A 16,363-nucleotide genomic window follows, 5' to 3' on the forward strand; every position below is an offset into this window, starting at 1 on the left:
GTGGAAAAAGTACCCGCGTTTATTTCAGCCTGCTATGGGATGATGCTATTGGCAGCGCACGAAACCAACCTGGCCGAAAAGGTTTCTCTGCCTGGAACAAAATGGTATAAGAATGCGTTGAGGACAAGAACAACAACAGGCGATATACTAAACAGATTCAGAGCAGAAAAATGGCTGGAAAGTATCAGAATCAATTTTTCCGACTTCGTGAACATAGAGAAAAAAATAGCAAAGTTGGAAAAATTAGCCAATCCTATCCTGTCTTCACTTTTTTACATGAGAAATTAGCCAAACTCAAGGTGTCAGATGTTACCATCTGACATCACGAACAACAGAGCGCATCCTCTTTATCGTCATTGCGAGAAGGCTTTTTCAGCCAGCGAAGCAATCTTTTAAAACTATCTTCCAAGATTGCTTCGTCGTTCCTCCTTGCAATGACGAACGCTTTTACTGAAAAGCCGCTCTGCCTACCTGTTCATCACCTAAGTATATCCAAATGGCACCTTTCAAATATTTCCCGAAAGAATCTTTCATGTTCTGTAAACTCACTTTGTTAAAATTAGCTACCATATTTTCAGTTATACTATAATCACCAAGCACTTCAGCTTCACCTAAATCTTTTACAATCGAACTTGCACTTTCCTGATGCCTGTAGTATCTATCGCGATGGTCTTTTTTTAATGCCTCAAGATAACGTTCACCATACTTTCCTTCTTTAATGTTGTTGTATACTGTAATCATCGCTTTAAAAGCTTTTTTAGGTTGAGTGGTACTTACAAACATAGAGGTATATGGAATCTGTTGCACCTTAACGGTTGCTCCTGGCGCGTATGATAAACCAAGTTTAGTTCTCAGCTCATAATTCATACTACCACTTAATGCGTTAATGGTTAGTACAAAAGCATAATAATCGGCATTCGTCATGGTTGGGGCATTCATAATACAACTCATGTAATTGGTAGCAATATCTCTCTGTTCGATTACCAGATGCTCGCCTGTTAAAGTTTTACGGTCGTAAACTGGTGGCGTGTAAGCTTTTCCTTTAAGGGCACTGAAAGAAGCTTGAATTTTCTTTTCAAGTTCTTCTTTTGTAATGTTACCAGCCACTACCAAAAACATTTTATTTTTGTTCAACAACTCGTTATGGTAATAATTACTCACCATTTCGGCAGTAAAACCACCTACGGTTTTGCTTGTACCCAAAGGATTAATACTGTAAGGCGAATCTTTAAACATGCTTTCCATACTCAATTGCTCAATCCTTGTTTCGGGATCAGATTGACTATGATAAATACCCGTAATCATACGTTCTTTAGTTGTTTGAAACTCTGTTTTATCGAAAGCCGGATTAATTACAGCATCCGAAAAAAGCTTCCAGCCTTGGTCAAGATACTTAGAAATACAATCCATGCTAATGGTACCATAATCCGTTGTAGATGAACCAGAAATATCAATACCATATTCATCAGCCAACTCCTGATAATCGACAACGCTGTAATTTTTAGTACCACAGGTAGCCGCAGATGCCAAAGCCAGGTTTTCAATTCCAGCTCTTTCAGCGTTATAATTCATTACCCCACCTTTAAAAAACATGCTCATACTAACCGTTTCCTTCTGGGTAGATTTTAAAATTACCTTTAAGCCATTTACATCAAATGAAATGGCTTTGGTTTGCGCATTGGCAATATGAAAAACTAAGATAAAGTTTATAAAAAATATGAATCTTTTCATCGAGCGTTAGGTTATTTGGGTGATTTAAAAAATGTTTGTGGCTTCACTTCATTCATACCTGCTTTATCCATCATCAGGCCAGCGCAATAAGGTTTATCTTTAATATACTTGCGTACATAATCAAGCAAATCCTTCCTTGTTACTTTATTTACATTTTCTTCGTAGTGCGTATAATAATCAATCGATGCTGAAGCCCACCAGAAAGAAAGTAAATGTGCATAATCGGAAGTAACCTCTCTCCTTTCTACCTGTTCTATAGATAATAATCTTTTGGCTCTTTCAATCTGGAGATCAGATAAATAATCTTCATTGGCCCAAAGCGAAATTTGCTTCAGCACTTCCTGATAACATTCATTTATTTTTGTCGGATTGGGACTCACCATTAAACTAATTGGCCCGGTATATTTTTGCGTATAATAATTCACATCAGCCTGTTGTGCTAACCCTGAATTAATAAGCGCCTGTTTCATTTTAGATCCGTTTTGATTCACGATGAAAGAAAAAACATCAGCTGCATAAGTGGCCGGGATATCGTTTCTGGTATCAGGGCCATGCCAGCTAAAAAGCATAAACGGAACAGGGCTTTTATTCGATTCTACAAAATAATAATCGTTTTTTTGAAGTGGTTTAAACTCAGGGATTGGCCATTTAAAAAAAGGATCAACCGGCGATCGTTTCCAGCTTCCAAAAACAGAATTTACATAACTAAAAGCTTCATCAACTTTAACATCACCGGCAATTACCAGAACTGAATTATTTGGCCAATAATATTTATTTTTAATAGAATCCATTTTTGATGGAGTAGCTGACAAAATTACCTCATGGCTACCGATTACATTTTTACGGGAATAATTTGCACCCCACATATGCCGCGAATTAGCCTCTATCAACGCAAACACCGGGCTCGATTCGTGCCTTGTAAATTCAGCATTTACCACTTCATTTTCCAAAGCCATATCTTCTTTTATGAATTTTGGATAACGGATAGAGGAATTCATTAAGCTTAATCCGGGTTTTAAATTAGCAGCAGGAAGCGTAAAAAAATAATTCACCACTTCTTCTCGCGTAGTGGCATTCGAATTGATATCCAGATCGTTCATTCTCGAATTTAAACGTTCGAAATCTGGATAATCTTTGTTAGCCTTAAAGAATAAATGTTCGTAAAGATGACTTAAGCCGTTAAATTCGTCGGTTTCGGTAAAAGAACCGTTTCTGCAGGCCATTTCGATGGTAACCAGTGGCACGGTCCGGTCTACAACCACCAGCACTTCTAAACCGTTATCAAGTTTTTTGAAATGCATGTTTTCTCCGAGCTTTTCCTGTGCAAAAGCATAGCTAAGGCACAATATACAGGCTAGGGAGCTAAATAATAGAGAGCGCATATTTTAATTAAATTTTAACGCCAAATAAGTGTTAATCTTTCACTTTAACAAATAAAAAACGCTTTATTTAACAATCGCTTTTATTAAAGGATATATGAATAATTACAGTTTATATTGTTAAATAATTACCTTTGAAATAGTTCAATCTTCTAACCGCTTTAAAATTGCAAGAATACTTCCTCGTTGTTGATACCGAAACTTCAGGTCTGCCTAAAAATTGGACGGCGCCTTATTCTAAAGAGAAGAACTGGCCTCATATTGTCCAAATTGCCTGGATTATTTATGATCAATCTTATCAGGAAATTAAACGGGAGAATCACTACATTAAAAATACCGATTTCACCATAGATAAGGCTGCGTTAAAAATCCACAAAATTACCCCTGAATATCTGCATATACATGGAGAAAACAAAGAAAAAGTGATGTTGCAGTTTTCTGAAGATATAGAAAAATACAAGCCTTTGGTTATCGGGCATTTTATTGAGCTCGATTATCATATGGTGAATGTTGAATTATACCGCATCGGAAAGGAAAATATATTTAAAAATCTGGCTTTTTTCTGCACGATGAAGGCAAGTGCACCTTACATCACCAATACAGTAATCAGTCATTTAAAGCTGGATAAATTTTATACCATTTTATTTAATGAAGCACCCGAAAATACGCACAATGCTTTATCTGATACACTGAATACGGCAAAGATTTTCTTTCATCTTTTAAAAACAGGTAAAATTAGCTTAACTTCAGCCTACCATCAGGAGCATACTTTTAACCTGGAAAAGAAAAAGACAAAAGGTTTTTCGTTTAAGAGAATTTTACAGGGATTTTTTAATGGAAGATAAACTAGCCGATCAAATTTATACCGCTCGTATTGGAGACATTACTTTCAAAAAGATAGTAAGTTGCAGCCCGGGCACACCTATTTTTGAAGCTGCAATTAAAATGTCTGAACAGAAAACCAGTTGCCTCTTTATTAAAAATGATCAGGATGTTTATCTGGGCTTCGTAACCGATATTACTTTAAGGGATAATGTAATTGCCAAACAACTGAATTCAAATTTACCGATTGACGAAGTTATGGATACCAATATTGTTACCATAACTCCGGATGCTTATGTTTATGAGGCGATATTGATGATGTTCAGCAAAAAGTCGCGCTATTTATTGGTAAACGACAATGGTAATTACGTTGGCTTTTTAAGCAGGAACCGTCTTTTAAGCGAGCAGGCAGAATCTCCATTAGTTTTTATCCAATCTGTAAAATCGGCTGTAAATACCAGCGATTTAAAACTAAAATGGCAGAAAGTGCCAGGCATTGTGTCTCAGCTATTGGCGAGAGGTGTGCATTCGAAAATTGTAAACGAGGTAGTTACTACTATTGCCGATACCATTTCTTTTAAAATCATTGAAGATGTAATTACCAAATTAGGTCCGCCACCTGCAAAATTTGTATTTATGGTTTTGGGTAGTGAAGGGAGAAAAGAACTTAGCCTAAAAACCGATCAGGACAATGCCATTATTTATGAAGATACCGGAGAAGATAAAAGAGCTGCTGTACGATCCTATTTTTTAGACCTGGCTACACAGGTTTCTGATAAATTAAATTTTGTTGGCTTTGTATACTGCGATGGCGATTATATGGCCACTAACCCAAACTGGACGCATTCGCTATCGCACTGGAAATACAATTATAAAAACTGGATAGAAGAAGCTTTACCCGAAGCTGCCGTAAAATTTGCTGCTTTTTTTGATTGCAGGGCCATTTATGGTGATTTAGCGATTATGGAAAGCCTACGCTCTTTTGTTGATGAAGAACTGCAGAAACCTATCGAAAAATTCTACGTATACCTCGCCAAAAATGCCTTGCTCTATGAGCCGCCGCTCACCTATTTTAGAAATATAAGAACGCAAAAAATCCATAAAAAAGAAGTATTCGATATTAAAACAGCCATGACCCCTATTGTAGATCTGGCAAGGGTATATGCTTTACAGAACAGGATTTTCCAAAAAGAGAATACGGGCGAACGTTTAAAGGCCTTAAGAGAACTTGGTGTTTTTAGCGAAGAGCAGTTTAACGAACTTTCGCAGTCTTATTATTATTTGATGGGCTTGAGATTGAAACATCAGGCTAATCTGATTATCAATGATCAGGCGGCCCCCAATAACTTTATCGAAATTGATAGTTTAACCAAAATTGAGAAAGTAACCTTAATCGAAATTTTTAAAATTATCCAGAACTTTCAAAGCGGCATCCGCATGAAGTTTACCAATAGCCTGGGTTAAATTATCATTAATTCTTGTGTCTGCTTGTTGTAATTGGTTACAAACTTTAATAACTTTAGGAATAATACCTGCTTATTATAAGATTAAAATACTAACCAAGTACTTAATTTAAAAATCAGACTTATGGGAAAATTTGTAATTACTAAAAGATCAAACGGAGAATTTCAGTTTAATCTAAAAGCCAGCAATGGCCAGACCATTTTAACCAGCGAAGGCTACTCAGCTAAATCGAGCTGCGAAAATGGAATCGAATCTGTTAAAGAAAATGCGCAGGATGATTCCAAATTTGAGAAAAAGACATCGTCTAACGGCAAGTACTATTTCAGTTTAAAGGCTACAAATGGCCAGATTATTGGCTCTAGTGAAATGTACGAAAGTACAGCCGCCAGAGATAACGGCATCGAATCGGTTCAAAAAAATGCGCCTGATGCAAGTACTGACGACCAGAGTTAATCATAATAATTTCAATAGAAAAGTCGTCATCTCGACTGTAGTGCAGTCCCGATTTTCGGGAGAGAGATCTATTTTTTTAGATTTAGCTTCGCTGAGCCTTCGGGTTCTCGGCTACGTTGCACTCCGCTCGAAATGACGACAATTAATGACATTGCCCTCCCTCTCTTTAAGAACGCTACATTCAGGTGTAAGCATCCATTTACTAGCAAATCAAACAGCTAACACAACCCTATCAAACGTTTGCGCTTCATAAATTTTAAGACTATTTTAAATATCTAATCAAATAGCCGTAAAACCTGGCCAAACTGTACTTCTACTACACCATTCAAGCTTATTACATTTCATCTCACACAAACGTTTGCGCGGTTTTAATTCAGTCTACTGCATAAGTTTGTTTGTAACTTAAATTCAGATAAGGTAAAAATCTATTTACAATACGCTCTTTTTAAGGTTTGGAACAGTGGCCAAGACTGGCAAATTATGGCGGATTAAAGGGGCTGAGCGCAGCATATAACAAAGCAACAACCAATTCCAAATATTATCAACCTAAACCTAAAATTATCGTATGAAAAAAAACAGTCTACTTTTAACAGGGCTATTCTGTGCCTGCCTGTTCACCTTATCTTGTAAAAAGGCCGAAGTATTACAACCGGAGGAAAAAACCTTCACTATTAACAAAAAACTGGCTACCACCAACATTGTTACCCAAAGCCGCAATGTAAATATCGTGTATTTTGTACCTAACGATCTCGACACCCTTGCGGGATATAGAAAAAGATTGAGCGATCTTTTATTATGGACACAGGATTGGTACAAACAAGAAATGAATCGCAATGGTTATGGCAATAAAACATTTGGCCTTGCTGATGATGGCACAGGAAATGTAAAAATCCTAACCATTAGAGGAACGTTGCCGAAAGCGAGTTATCCATACTCTGGAGGTAGCGGGGCAGTTGCTAGCGAAGTAAACGCTTATTTTGCTGCGCACCCGGCAGATAAAACCAGCGATCATACTTTGATCATTATCCCAAGGTACTCTATCGGCACTAATGGTACACCAAGCGGAGGTCCATTTTATGGTACCGGCAGATGGTGTTACGCTTTGGATTATGAAGAAATGGACATTGTGAATCTCGGCTTAAACACTACAGTAGGCAATCGCTTCAGTGTTTGGTTTGGAGGTATGGTACACGAGCTTGGTCATGGATTAAATCTACCACACAACAGACAAAAAGTTTCTGAAAATTCAACCTTAGGTATGGCCTTAATGTGGGGCGGTAACGGAACTTTAGGCAAAAGTCCTACTTTCTTAACGGCAGCTGATGCGGCTATTTTAAATGCCAATCAGGTTTTTAATAATAACTCCAACACCTATTATGGTTCAGTAACCAGCAGCATTAATAAAATACACGCCAGCTATTCAAGCACCTTAGCATCAATTGTGGTATCTGGTAAATTTACTTCAACCGGTAATGTAACAAGCATTCTGTATTACAACGACCCTAATGTAAACAATGAAGGTACTGGTGTAAATAAGGATTACAATGCTATCACGTGGGAATCGAAGAAAATAGGCACAGATAGTTTTAGGGTTGTAATGCCAATTGCCGATTTGCAGGAAAAAGCCGATGGTATTCCATACGAACTGAAAGTTAAATTGGTACACGACAATGGAACCGTAACTGAACAGATCTACTCATATACTTTTTCAGGGGGGTTACCTGTACTCAACTTCTCAACTAAAACAGAGTTAAGCAAAACAGGATGGACCATCGATTCATTTAGTTCAGAAGAAAGTTCTGATGGTAAAGCCACAAGTTTAATTGATGGCAATGCGACTACTATTTGGCATTCACGTTGGAGAACATCGGCTACTTCATACCCACACAATGTGGTAATTAAAGTAGGAACCACTTCAAAAACAGCCAGCGGCGTAAGTTTATTGCAGCGCAGCAGCTTAAGCAGGGCCGTTAAAGATTTCGAAATCTTAACCAGTACCGACGGTATCAATTTCACCTCACAAGGCAACTATGTAGCAAAAAACATTAGTGGAGTACAATACTTTGATTTTGCTTCTGCACAAACCTTCCTCTATTATAAAATCATTACTAAATCTGCTCATGATGGTCAACAATTTGCCAGTCTGGCAGAATTGGGATTATACTAGATTTTCAAAACCAAATAAAAAAAAGGTCCTGATTTTATCATCGGGACCTTTTTTAAATATGATTATCGCCTAAGCGAAAATTTCTATTTTACTGCATCAATTACAGCTTTGAAAGCTTCTGGGTGATTCATTGCTAAATCAGCCAATACTTTACGGTTTAAACCGATTTCTTTAGAAGCTAGTTTACCAATTAATTGAGAGTAAGAAATACCGTGCTGACGAGCACCTGCATTAATACGTTGGATCCATAATCCGCGGAATTCTCTTTTCTTAACTTTACGGTCACGGTATGCATATTGCAAACCTTTTTCTACTGTGTTTTTAGCAACAGTATAAACCTTACTTCTTGCTCCCCAATAGCCTTTGGCTAGATTAAGGATTTTTTTTCTTCTTCTTCTCGAAGCTACTGCGTTTACCGAACGTGGCATGTTGTTGTTGTTTTTTGGCAAGCGGCGTTCCGTTTAATCGGAAACTTAAAGCCTGATACCTGGTGAATTAATAAATTACTTTCCGATACAAAGCATACGTTTAACGTTACCCATATCAGCATCAGATACGATACTTGCTTGACCTAAGGCACGTTTACGTTTAGTACTCATCTTTGTTAAGATGTGACTTTTGTATGCGTTGTTTCTTTTGATTTTACCTGTTCCAGTAAGCGAAAAACGCTTTTTAGCACTGGAATTGGTTTTCATTTTTGGCATAACCTGTTTTTTAATTTATAAACCTATTTTTATTTTTTTGCTACTTTAGGCGCAACTGTTAGGAACATACGTTTACCTTCTAACTTAGGTAACAACTCTACTTTCCCTACATCTTCTAAAGCCTGGGCAAATTTCAATAATAAAATTTCTCCCTGCTCTTTGTAAACAATTGCTCTACCTTTAAAATGCACGTAAGCTCTAACTTTCTCACCGTTCTCTAAAAAGCTTACTGCATGCTTCAATTTAAACTGGAAATCGTGATCGTTGGTGTTAGGACCAAAACGGATCTCCTTAATTACAGTTTGTTTCGCATTAGCTTTAATTTCTTTCTGCTTTTTCTTTTGCTCGTAAACAAATTTACTGTAATCAATAATTCTACAAACTGGTGGTACGGCATTTGGAGATATTTCTACCAAATCCAATTCCAGTTCATCAGCAAGTGCCAAAGCTTTTGCCAAAGGATAAATCCCCGGTTCAACATTATCGCCAGCTAAACGCACTTCGGGCGATTTAATATACTGATTAATGTTATGCTCTGCTTCTTTTTTCTTAAAAGGCGGACGTGGTCCCCTGTTAAATCCTGGTCTTCCTAATGCCAAATTTGTACTATTTAATTTAAACTGTTATTTCTTTTCTTAATAAATTGTTGAACTCTTCCAACGTCATTTCGCCTAAATCTCCCTCACCATGTTTACGGACAGAAACTTTTCCTTCTGCCATTTCTTTATCACCGATAATGAGCATGTATGGGATCTTTTTAACTTCCGAATCGCGTATTTTGCGACCGATTTTCTCATCACGAAAGTCAATCAGCCCGCGAATATCGGAATTATTTAGTTCATCTAAAACTTTTTTTGCATATTCTTCATATTTTTCTGAAATAGGAAGAACAATAAATTGCTCCGGACTTAACCATAACGGGAAGTTTCCGGCACAATGTTCGATCAAAACAGCAATAAATCTTTCCAATGAACCAAATGGTGCACGGTGGATCATTACTGGTCTGTGCTTCTGGTTATCGCTACCAGTATATTCCAATTCGAAACGCTCCGGTAGGTTATAATCAACCTGAATAGTACCTAACTGCCATTTTCTACCTAAAGCATCTTTCACCATAAAATCGAGCTTAGGGCCATAAAAAGCAGCTTCGCCATATTCTACAACCGTATTTAAACCTTTTTCTGCAGCTGCTTCGATAATGGCGTTCTCAGATAGTCTCCAATTTTCGTCAGAACCAATATATTTCGATTTGTTCTCCGGATCTCTTAATGAAACCTGAGCAGTATAGTTATCAAAACCTAATGATTTAAATACATAAAGCACTAAATCGATTACCTTTTTAAACTCTTCTTTCACTTGTTCTGGCATACAGAATAAGTGTGCATCATCCTGAGTAAAGCCACGTACACGGGTTAAACCATGTAATTCGCCACTTTGCTCGTAACGGTAAACCGTACCAAACTCGGCAAAACGAACCGGAAGATCTTTGTAAGAACGTGGTTTTGTTTTATAAATCTCACAGTGGTGAGGGCAGTTCATCGGTTTTAAGAAAAACTCCTCTCCTTCTTGTGGCGTTTTAATCGGCTGAAAAGAATCTTTACCGTATTTCTCCCAGTGACCTGAGGTTACATATAAATTTTTGTGCCCGATATGTGGTGTTACTACTTGCTCGTAACCTGCTTTAGCCTGTGCCTTAGTTAAAAAGTTCACCAAACGCTCGCGCAAAGCAGTTCCTTTAGGCAACCATAAAGGCAGGCCCATGCCTACTTTTTCTGAGAAAGCAAACAGCTCCAATTCTTTCCCTAATTTACGGTGATCGCGTTTTTTTGCTTCTTCAATCATTAAAAGATATTCGGTAAGCTCGCTCGCCTTAGGAAAAGTTACCCCATAAATACGGGTTAACTGTTTTTTGGTTTCATCACCTCGCCAGTAAGCACCGGCCACATTCATTAGTTTTACTGCTTTTACAAAACCAGTATTCGGAATGTGCGGACCGCGGCATAAATCGGTAAATGAACCTTGGGTATAGAAAGTGATTTTACCATCTTCCAGGCCGTCAATTAAATCCAGTTTGTATTCGTCGCCTTTTTCGGTAAAGTATTTTACCGCATCAGCTTTGCTTACACTTTCGCGTACAAAAGTTTCCTTTTGTTTAGCCAGTTCGATCATTTTGGTTTCGATGGCTTTGAAATCGTCCGAAGAAAATTCACGGTCGCCAAAGTCTACATCATAATAAAAACCAGTTTCAATTGCTGGGCCGATACCAAATTTGGTCCCCGGATAAAGTGCTTCTAAAGCCTCAGCCATTAAGTGAGCCGATGAATGCCAAAAAGTCGATTTTCCGGCAGTATCATTCCAGGTCAATAATTTTACTGATGAATCAGATTCGATCGGTCTGGTTGAATCCCAAACTTCGCCATTAACCTCAGCGGCTAATACGTTACGGGCTAAACCCTCAGAAATTGACAATGCAATTTGGTGGGCAGAAGTGCCCTTTTCATACTGACGGACAGAACCGTCAGGTAAAGTAATGTTAATCATCTACAACTATGATTTAATTTTTAAATAAAAAAGTTTTAAAGATCACTTACAATGTGATTTTATTTTGTGCAAATGTATGCATTTTTCGGCTAAAAAGCAAGATAAAGCATAACCAGTAGGATTAAATTAGAAAGATTGCTTCACTCCAACGCAATTACCATGGCTTCAGTTCGCAATGACGAATCTTTCTTTTGTGTTTATCTCCTTTACTAATAATTTCGTTAATAAATTAAGATCTTATGTGAAGCCTTGGTTCGTGTCTCCACGAACCACACTCAATTAGCTTAAAAATTTAGCCTTCAAATATTTACGCAATGGAATATCGACAAATTTCATTACAACATAAGCCAACAACACCAGCAAGGTTACCGAAACAGGAATAACCACCCATAGCGTCGACATTGTTGGCTTTACAACTGCGACATAGGTAAGAAACACCCATACAAACGGATAATGGGTCATATATAGCGGATAAGATATGTTGCCAGAAAGTTTGCAGATATTTTTTGAAGCAGGATTTAGTGAAGCGCCCGCACCTAAAGCCACTAAAAGCGGGAAATAAAACAGGACAATTATTGGTTCGGTAATCCAGTTATAAGCATCTGCATAAGGAAAAAGGAAGGCTACAAGCAAGAGCAGGCTCAGCCCCAGGAAACCAAGTTTATTTTTAATGATCCAGTTGAAACGATAAACCAACATTCCGGCCGAGAAAGAATAAAGTACCCTCACACCCCCATCCCAAAAGTTTTGTCCGCCCCAGCCCCCGCCCAAATTGCCGTTGGGAACTTTCAAAGCCACATAACAGATGCCTACTGCACCAAGTAAAACCAATGCGCCTAATACCTTTTTATTCAACTTGTAAAGCACAAGGATGTAGAAAATATTGGCGATATACTCCCAAAACAAAGACCAGGCTGGTGCATTTAAACAAAATAGGTTGGTATAACGCTCGGGCATAAGCGGATAAGGAACCAGAAATGTCGAAGCTAAAAACAATAAAGCTGTTTTCCCGAAGCCATAAACGGCATAAAAATCGCTATAAGGATCGATCAGAAAAGTAATCAGTCCTAAAATAGAACCAATAACCACCAGCGGATGCAAACGGATAAGCCTTAATTTAAAGAACTGTGTAACCCCAATATGCGGCGCGCGGCTATCGTAAGCATAGGCAATTACAAAACCCGACAAACAGAAAAAGAAGTCTACAGCAAGGAAACCATGCGAAAGAAAATTCTTATTGTAATTGGTAATAGCGATTTCCATGAAGTGATAAATTACCACCACAATGGCCGCTACCCCCCTTAATCCATCTAAAATTTCGAAATGTTGCTTGGTTGCTAATAGTTTACTGTCGTTCTGTGCTGTAATCACTCTGGTTAGGCTTTAATTAATTCCAATAATAGTTATTCTAATATTAGTTGCAAAAAGTAAAACCAGGTCTTTCAAAAATGATACATAAAAAAGCCCTGAAGACTTACAACCTTCAGGGCTTTTGGTGCCAGACTTACGAAGTTTGGGTCATTGTGTTGTAGCCATTCTAACTTCGTAAGTCTTGCGGAATGAATTAGTTTATCCCGAATGATCTGACCTGGCCACCGCCACCTGGTCTGTTTTGTCTAAAACGTTTCATCATGTTCTCCATTTTAGTTTTATACTCTTCAGCAGTGATTAGTTTTGCTTTTTTAGGCGCGGTTACATCTTTTGTGCTTACATTTCTATACTCGATGCTTTTGGCAATTGAACTATTACCTCTGCCTTCGATCGCTAAAACTGCACCTTCTGTCCACATATTTGGGTTCGGAGAAAAATCGAAACCTAAATCTTTTGTATACCAGATTTTGGTTTCTTCTACTACGTTTTTATCCATATCCAAGATTTTGATCGCTCTTGTAGATCTTATAATCGCCTGGTGACAGGTAAAACCGATAATCTGTTTAGTAGAATCTGTTTTAAGCACTTCGATTGTTGGTGCCGGAGCTGGTTTTGCTGTAGTGGTATCATTAGGATTTCTACCGCCCATTCTCATAGAACCAATCGGCCCAGAAGTAGATAAAGTTAATTTACTCGGCATGTAATAAGTGGTATCGTTCAGGTCGAAAACCTCTGTAAGTCCTTTATCTGCAAAGGTATAATAGTATTCTCTGTTACCCCCGCCACCACCAAAACGCATCATCATACGGCCCATACCGCCACCGCCTCCACCTGCTCCATTACTGTCTTCAGTTTCTTCAACTGGCATATAACTTGCGTTTGTAGCCGTAAACAATAACTCGAAGTTGCTTTTGCTAGATGAGGGCATTCTGGCTTTCATCTGATCGGTTAGCTGAATACCACTTGCCGAAGCCATAGCTGTAGGATCAATAATATTTTCAAATTGTATAGCTCCTGAGGTTTTTTTCTGCTGCGCATTTGCAATTGATGCAGTTGATAAAACGCCCAGTAAAGCGAAGATTATTTTTTTCATTACGATTTAGTTTTGTTTGTTAGATACAAAAGCCTTAAAAAGGTTTAACAAAGATATTGTAGATTGTAATGTAAAACGTGTTAAATTGTGTTAAAATCAATAGCTGGATTGGCTGAACAGGCTGTTTAAACGCAGATGTAATTTATTCTTTACAATTGATTTGTTTTTTAAAAGCAATTGCAGTGGTTCTTTGGTTGCGGTAGTCCTGCCCTCTGCTTAATCCCGATTAAACATACCCTTTTATTTAAAATTGATCTTTAAATCGGGATAACGCTGACGGTCAGGTTTATTTAACAAAAAACTGTGGTTCTTTTAAAAGAAAACCTCGCAGGTTTAATTCGGGACATTTATGCATTTAGCTGCCCTTCTCCTCGGTCTGTGTCCTCACAGACCGAAATTTTTGATTATGACAATGATGGTCTGTGAGGACACAGACCATGGAAAAAATCAAACCTATCAGGTTTAAGTATCTCATGCTCCCCCCTTTAGGGGCCAGGGGTTAATACTCTGTACTTTCCAACCAGCCATTACACAATACATCGGCAATGTGCATGGTTTTGATTGGTAAATTATTCTTCTCGATATAACCTTGAAGATGTAAAAGGCAGGACAAATCTGTTGAAATAATATAATCTGCCTGTTGTGCCAGCGCATGATTAACTTTCTGCTCGGCCATTGCAGATGAAATGGCATCGAATTTAACCGCGAAAGTTCCGCCAAAACCACAGCACATATCGGTATCTTCCATCTCGATCATTTCTAAGCCGTGCACTTTCGAAAGCAACTGGCGGGGCTCGTCTTTGATTTTGCACTCACGCAATGCGCTGCACGAATCGTGGTAAACGGCTTTTCCTTCCAATTCAGCGCCGAAGTAATCTCTTTTGGCTACGTTTACCAGAAAATCAGAAAGCTCCCATATATTCGATTGCAAACTCCGGCATTTGTTGTGTACAATGGTATTGGTAAACAGATCGTTAAATCCACCTTTCACCATGCCTACACACGATGCTGATGGTGCTACTACATAGGTGTTTTCGGTAAAATCGTTCAGAAATTTTGTGCCCACTTCTTTAGCTTCATCCCAATAACCTGCATTATACGCAGGTTGCCCACAACAGGTTTGTTTTGAATTGTAGGTTACATCACATCCCGATTTTTCTAATAACCTTAAAGTATTAAAAGCGGTTTCAGGATAGAGCTGATCTACAAAACAAGGCACAAATAATTCTACTTTCATAATATTCTTAACGACTGCAAACTTACAATTTTAGCGATTCTTTATGTTCGTTTTTTCTTAGAAGCACTAAAAGAACTAATCCAACAATAAAAAATGATGCCAAAGCGATAATTGAGTAGCGAATATTTCCGGTTAAATCTTCAATGTAAGCAAAACTGAAAAGACCAATCACAATAGCCAATTTCTCCGTTACATCGTAAAAACTGAAGAATGAAGTGCTATCTTTTGTATCAACCGGTAAATATTTAGAATAGGTAGAACGTGATAGAGATTGGATTCCGCCCATAATTAAGCCTACAATTGCGGCCAATGAGTAAAATTGATATTCGTTGGTGATGTAATAGCCAAAAACACAACAGCCTATCCATACTACAACTACCATAATTAACACATTTATATTCCCTATTTTTTTAGCTAAATACGACATGAGCATGGCGCCCGGAATAGCAACAAGCTGAATGATCAATATTACCGCAATCAATTTTGCTGTTCCTAATTTTAATGTTTTTTCAGCGAAGCCAGCAGCAGCAAGCATAATGGTTTGTACGCCCATAGAGTAGAAAAAGAAAGAAACTAAAAATCCTTTTAAAACCCTCATTTGTTTCACCTGCGCCCAAACTTTCGATAATTCGCTAAAGCCATCTTTAATGATATTCGTTTTTATTTTATCGTGTTGAGGTGTTCCGTTCGGAAGTGCTGAAAAAGGAATCTGTGAGAAACCGATCCACCATACGCCAACCAATAAGAACGATAGTCGGGGTGGAAATGAATCATCGGTAATACCAAACCATTCTGGTTTTAGCACAAATAGGAAACAAATCAGTTGAAGTAAAACCGAACCAATGTACCCATACGAAAAACCTTGTGCACTCACGCGATCCTGATGTTCTTCGGTTGCGATTTCAGGCAAATAAGAGTTGCTGAACAATACCCCTCCAATATATCCCATTGCAGCTATTGCAAACAAAATGATGCTCATTTCGAGCGTATCCAGTTTAAAGAAATATAAACCGATACAAGCCGCTCCACCTACATAGGTAAAGAATTTCATAAACGACTTTTTATTCCCTCTTCTATCGGCAATGGATGAAAGTATTGGCAAAGCAAAAGCCATAATCAGATAAGCAAATGATAAGGCATAGTTGGAAAGCGAAGTATTTACATAGGTTCTACCAAAGAACTCCACTTTATCGCCATGTTCTTTGGTGGTGGTAATAATGGTATAATAAGCTGGAAAAATAGTAGATGTGATGACTAAGTTATAGGCCGAGTTTGCCCAATCGAAAAATGCCCACGAACGGATGGTTTTCTTATTGTTTTTTGTTATCATTTGTTTTTTCGCTTCGCGGAAGATTATACTGATTGTTTGATTACACAGATTAAGTAGTTCAATACAAAACT

Annotated in this window: 15 protein-coding genes; 5 read left to right on the plus strand and 10 right to left on the minus strand. The window is 37.9% G+C overall.

The window, feature by feature from the left end; all coding sequences use genetic code 11:
* The coding region (locus EYS08_RS25805; protein ID WP_208745885.1) for a hypothetical protein at positions 1 to 288 on the plus strand (288 nt) is incomplete at its 5' end.
* A 159-nt stretch (positions 289 to 447) separates the two neighbouring features.
* Here EYS08_RS25805 and EYS08_RS16795 read toward each other — a convergent pair.
* On the minus strand, positions 448 to 1,731 hold the full coding sequence (locus EYS08_RS16795) for a M16 family metallopeptidase (protein WP_131031120.1): 1,284 nt from the start codon (positions 1,729 to 1,731) through the stop codon (positions 448 to 450).
* An 11-nt stretch (positions 1,732 to 1,742) separates the two neighbouring features.
* Entirely contained in the window at positions 1,743 to 3,032 is a 1,290-nt protein-coding gene (locus tag EYS08_RS16800; RefSeq protein ID WP_244215981.1) for a M16 family metallopeptidase, read from the minus strand.
* 245 nt (positions 3,033 to 3,277) lie between these two features.
* On the opposite strand from EYS08_RS16800, the gene EYS08_RS16805 reads away from it, so the two are divergent.
* The 4 genes from EYS08_RS16805 (at position 3,278) to EYS08_RS16820 (ending at position 8,016) form a co-directional block, all read left to right on the plus strand.
* Positions 3,278 to 3,955 (plus strand): 3'-5' exonuclease, encoded by a 678-nt coding sequence (locus EYS08_RS16805; protein ID WP_131031122.1) that lies wholly within the window; start codon positions 3,278 to 3,280, stop codon positions 3,953 to 3,955.
* Complete coding sequence (locus EYS08_RS16810) at positions 3,945 to 5,396, plus strand: DUF294 nucleotidyltransferase-like domain-containing protein (protein ID WP_131031123.1); 1,452 nt, start codon at positions 3,945 to 3,947, stop codon at positions 5,394 to 5,396. The genes EYS08_RS16805 and EYS08_RS16810 overlap by 11 nt, the downstream gene beginning before the upstream one ends.
* A gap of 123 nt (positions 5,397 to 5,519) precedes the next feature.
* A complete protein-coding gene (locus tag EYS08_RS16815) occupies positions 5,520 to 5,849 on the plus strand; it encodes a YegP family protein (RefSeq protein ID WP_131031124.1) in 330 nt (109 codons plus the stop codon).
* A 565-nt stretch (positions 5,850 to 6,414) separates the two neighbouring features.
* A complete protein-coding gene (locus tag EYS08_RS16820) occupies positions 6,415 to 8,016 on the plus strand; it encodes a discoidin domain-containing protein (RefSeq protein WP_131031125.1) in 1,602 nt (533 codons plus the stop codon).
* An 83-nt stretch (positions 8,017 to 8,099) separates the two neighbouring features.
* Here the strand turns inward: EYS08_RS16820 and rplT are convergent, their stop codons facing one another.
* The 8 genes from rplT to EYS08_RS16860 form a co-directional block, all read right to left on the minus strand.
* Positions 8,100 to 8,444 carry a 50S ribosomal protein L20 gene (rplT, locus tag EYS08_RS16825; protein ID WP_025144714.1) on the minus strand — a complete coding sequence of 115 codons (345 nt, stop codon included), beginning with the start codon at positions 8,442 to 8,444 and terminating at the stop codon, positions 8,100 to 8,102.
* Positions 8,445 to 8,519: 75 nt separating this feature from the next.
* Positions 8,520 to 8,720: a 50S ribosomal protein L35 gene (gene rpmI, locus EYS08_RS16830; RefSeq protein WP_029279105.1), complete on the minus strand. Its 201-nt coding sequence runs from the start codon at positions 8,718 to 8,720 to the stop codon at positions 8,520 to 8,522.
* Between the two features lie 29 nt (positions 8,721 to 8,749).
* On the minus strand, positions 8,750 to 9,319 hold the full coding sequence (gene infC / locus EYS08_RS16835) for a translation initiation factor IF-3 (protein WP_051691975.1): 570 nt from the start codon (positions 9,317 to 9,319) through the stop codon (positions 8,750 to 8,752).
* Positions 9,320 to 9,335: 16 nt separating this feature from the next.
* Positions 9,336 to 11,261, minus strand: coding sequence for a threonine--tRNA ligase (thrS, locus tag EYS08_RS16840; protein ID WP_057934170.1), 1,926 nt, complete (start codon positions 11,259 to 11,261; stop codon positions 9,336 to 9,338).
* 279 nt (positions 11,262 to 11,540) lie between these two features.
* Positions 11,541 to 12,632: an acyltransferase family protein gene (locus EYS08_RS16845; RefSeq protein ID WP_131031126.1), complete on the minus strand. Its 1,092-nt coding sequence runs from the start codon at positions 12,630 to 12,632 to the stop codon at positions 11,541 to 11,543.
* 193 nt (positions 12,633 to 12,825) lie between these two features.
* Complete coding sequence (locus EYS08_RS16850) at positions 12,826 to 13,725, minus strand: hypothetical protein (protein WP_131031127.1); 900 nt, start codon at positions 13,723 to 13,725, stop codon at positions 12,826 to 12,828.
* A 499-nt stretch (positions 13,726 to 14,224) separates the two neighbouring features.
* Entirely contained in the window at positions 14,225 to 14,962 is a 738-nt protein-coding gene (locus EYS08_RS16855; protein WP_131031128.1) for a (Fe-S)-binding protein, read from the minus strand.
* A gap of 22 nt (positions 14,963 to 14,984) precedes the next feature.
* Complete coding sequence (locus EYS08_RS16860) at positions 14,985 to 16,292, minus strand: MFS transporter (protein ID WP_131031129.1); 1,308 nt, start codon at positions 16,290 to 16,292, stop codon at positions 14,985 to 14,987.
* Between the last annotated feature and the right edge of the window lie 71 nt (positions 16,293 to 16,363).

Source organism: Pedobacter kyonggii (assembly GCF_004310665.1).
Classification (GTDB): domain Bacteria; phylum Bacteroidota; class Bacteroidia; order Sphingobacteriales; family Sphingobacteriaceae; genus Pedobacter; species Pedobacter kyonggii.

Bases quoted from the DNA above. Each gene is read 5' to 3' on its own strand.
- EYS08_RS16800 (WP_244215981.1), bottom strand. From the start codon at position 3,032: ATGCATTTCAAAAAACTTGATAACGGTTTAGAAGTGCTGGTGGTTGTA.
- EYS08_RS16855 (WP_131031128.1), bottom strand. From the start codon at position 14,962: ATGAAAGTAGAATTATTTGTGCCTTGTTTTGTAGATCAGCTCTATCCT.
- EYS08_RS16820 (WP_131031125.1), top strand. From the start codon at position 6,415: ATGAAAAAAAACAGTCTACTTTTAACAGGGCTATTCTGTGCCTGCCTG.
- EYS08_RS16795 (WP_131031120.1), bottom strand. From the start codon at position 1,731: ATGAAAAGATTCATATTTTTTATAAACTTTATCTTAGTTTTTCATATT.
- EYS08_RS16850 (WP_131031127.1), bottom strand. From the start codon at position 13,725: ATGAAAAAAATAATCTTCGCTTTACTGGGCGTTTTATCAACTGCATCA.
- rpmI (WP_029279105.1), bottom strand. From the start codon at position 8,720: ATGCCAAAAATGAAAACCAATTCCAGTGCTAAAAAGCGTTTTTCGCTT.
- EYS08_RS16810 (WP_131031123.1), top strand. From the start codon at position 3,945: ATGGAAGATAAACTAGCCGATCAAATTTATACCGCTCGTATTGGAGAC.
- rplT (WP_025144714.1), bottom strand. From the start codon at position 8,444: ATGCCACGTTCGGTAAACGCAGTAGCTTCGAGAAGAAGAAGAAAAAAA.
- EYS08_RS16860 (WP_131031129.1), bottom strand. From the start codon at position 16,292: ATGATAACAAAAAACAATAAGAAAACCATCCGTTCGTGGGCATTTTTC.
- thrS (WP_057934170.1), bottom strand. From the start codon at position 11,261: ATGATTAACATTACTTTACCTGACGGTTCTGTCCGTCAGTATGAAAAG.
- EYS08_RS16815 (WP_131031124.1), top strand. From the start codon at position 5,520: ATGGGAAAATTTGTAATTACTAAAAGATCAAACGGAGAATTTCAGTTT.